General features: G+C 71.6%; 3 protein-coding genes. 2 read left to right on the forward strand and 1 reads right to left on the reverse strand.

The features are described 5' to 3' along the window. Nucleotides 1-616 (forward strand): hypothetical protein (locus VFV21_RS06005; protein ID WP_329668566.1); only part of this gene is annotated, 616 nt, incomplete at its 5' end. Here the strand turns inward: VFV21_RS06005 and VFV21_RS06010 are convergent. Beyond that, complete coding sequence (locus tag VFV21_RS06010; RefSeq protein WP_329668567.1) at nt 613-1305, reverse strand: HAD-IA family hydrolase; 693 nt, start codon at nt 1303-1305, stop codon at nt 613-615. The two genes, VFV21_RS06005 and VFV21_RS06010, sit on opposite strands and share 4 nt — an antisense overlap. Before the next feature lie 17 nt (nt 1306-1322). Here VFV21_RS06010 and hemH point away from each other — a divergent pair. Further along, nucleotides 1323-2132, forward strand: an 810-nt coding sequence (hemH, locus tag VFV21_RS06015; protein ID WP_329668568.1) for a ferrochelatase, incomplete at its 3' end; no start/stop codon positions are given.

Raw genomic sequence — 2132 nt, forward strand, 5'->3', positions numbered from 1 at the left:
GCAGCGCTGGCTGCTCGCCCACGGGGCGCAGCTGCGCCTGGCGGAGCGTGCGCACGTCGAACGGCATCCGCGCGGGGGTTGGGCGGTGGCGGGCCAGCGTTTCGACGACGCGATCCTCGCCACCCAGCCCACCGAAGCCGCCCGCCTCGTGCGCGAAAGCGGCGTGCCGGCGGCCGACTGGCTCGCGCGCGCCGATGCCCTCGCCTTCGAGGCGATCGCCACCGTCTATGCCACCGGCGGGCCGCGGCTGCCCTTGCCGATGCTGGCCCTGCCTTCCGGTGAGGGGGCTCCGGCGCAGTTCGTCTTCGACCGCGGCCAGCTCGGGGGGCCGCCGGGCCTGCTCGCCTTCGTCGTGAGCGCGAGCCATGCGGACAAGGACACCCTGGAGCGCGAAGTGATCGCGCAGGCGGCCGGCCTCGGCTGGAAGCTGCAGCCGCTGAAGACCATCGTGGAGAAGCGCGCCACCTTCGCCTGCGTTCCGGGGCTGCGGCGCCCGGCTGTCGCCATCGCGCCCGGCCTCTGGGCCTGCGGCGACTACGTCGAAGGCCCGTATCCGGCGACGCTGGAAGGCGCGGTGCGCGCGGGCCTCGCCGTGGCCGAACGCCTGGGGTCCTAGGGAATCAGGTCGCTCAGGTCGCCGAGGTGGGCCAGCTCGATGTGCGGCTCCTGCTCGTGCGGCCAGATCGCGTCGGAACGGTTCAGCCAGGCTGCCTGCATGCCCGCGTTGAGCGCGCCCAGGGCATCCAGCGTGGCGTCGTCGCCGATGTGGAGGATGTGCTGCGGCATCGTTTCGGCCGCGCCGGCCGCGGCGTGGAAGATGCGCGGATCGGGCTTGCCCACGCCGAATTCGCGGGCGCAGATGCTGGCCCGGAACAGGTGCGCCAGCCCGATGCGATGCAGGTCGGCGTTGCCGTTGGACAGCGCCACCAGCGGATAGCGGGCCGACAGGTATTCGAGCGCGGGCAGCGCGTCTTCGAAGAGCGTGACGCGCTGGCGTTCAGCGAAGAAGACCTCGAAGGCGGGATCGGCCATCTGCGGGTCCTCGCCGGCCCGATACAGCGCAAGCCGGATCGATTCCCTGCGCAGCGCGCTCATGTCGTGCTTGAGGTCCGGCCGCGCACCGGTCATCTCGGCGCGAATGTCGCGCAGGGCAGCGGGGTTGGCGAACAGCGCCGCCGTCATCGGCGCGTGCTCGCACAGCCAGTGGTGCAGCGCCTTTTCCGCCCGCTCGATCGTGGGCCAGATCGGCCACAGCGTGTCATCGAGATCGATGGTGATGGCCCTGATTTTCCCGACGTCCAGCATGGCGGCGAGAATACCTCATGCCCGCGACCGCCAGCACCCCCGCACGCCCCGCCCACCAGCACGGGCAGGCGCCCTTCACCGCCGTCCTGCTTTGCAACCTGGGCACGCCCGACGAACCCACGCCCGCCGCCGTGCGGCGCTACCTCGCGCAGTTCCTGGCCGACCCGCGGGTGGTGGAGATCCCGCGCGCGCTGTGGCTGCCGCTGCTGTACGGCGTGATCCTGCCCCTGCGCTCGGCGAAGTCGGCGGCCAAGTACGCGACGATCTGGACGCCCGAGGGTTCGCCGCTGAAGGTGTGGACGGAAAGGCAGGCCAAGCGGCTGCAGGGGTGGCTGGGCGAGCACGGGCACCGCGTGCGCGTCGCCTATGCGATGCGCTATGGCAATCCGTCGATCGCCTCGCAGCTCGATGCGCTGGCCGACGCCGGTGCCGACCGCATCCTGGTGCTCACCGCCTACCCGCAGTACTCCGGCACGACGACCGCCAGCGTGATCGATGCCGTGGTGCAATGGGCGCAGGCGCGCCGGTCGATTCCGGAGCTGCGCTTCGTGAACCGCTACCACGACGACCGCGGCTACCTGCAGGCGCTCGCGCGCAGCATCGAGCGGCACTGGCGCGAACACGGCCGGCCCGACCACCTGGTCATGAGCTTCCACGGCGTGCCGGAACGCACGCTGCACCTGGGAGATCCCTACCACTGCGAATGCCGCAAGACCGGCCGGCTGCTGGCGGAGATGCTGCAGCTGGCGCCCGATGCCTGGACCCTCACCTTCCAGTCCCGCTTCGGCAAGGCCAAGTGGCTGGAGCCCTACACCGAGCCGACGCTC

Source organism: Arenimonas sp. (assembly GCF_036275555.1).
Lineage (GTDB): Bacteria > Pseudomonadota > Gammaproteobacteria > Xanthomonadales > Xanthomonadaceae > Arenimonas.

Bases quoted from the DNA above. Each gene is read 5' to 3' on its own strand.
- VFV21_RS06010 (WP_329668567.1), bottom strand. From the start codon at position 1,305: ATGCTGGACGTCGGGAAAATCAGGGCCATCACCATCGATCTCGATGAC.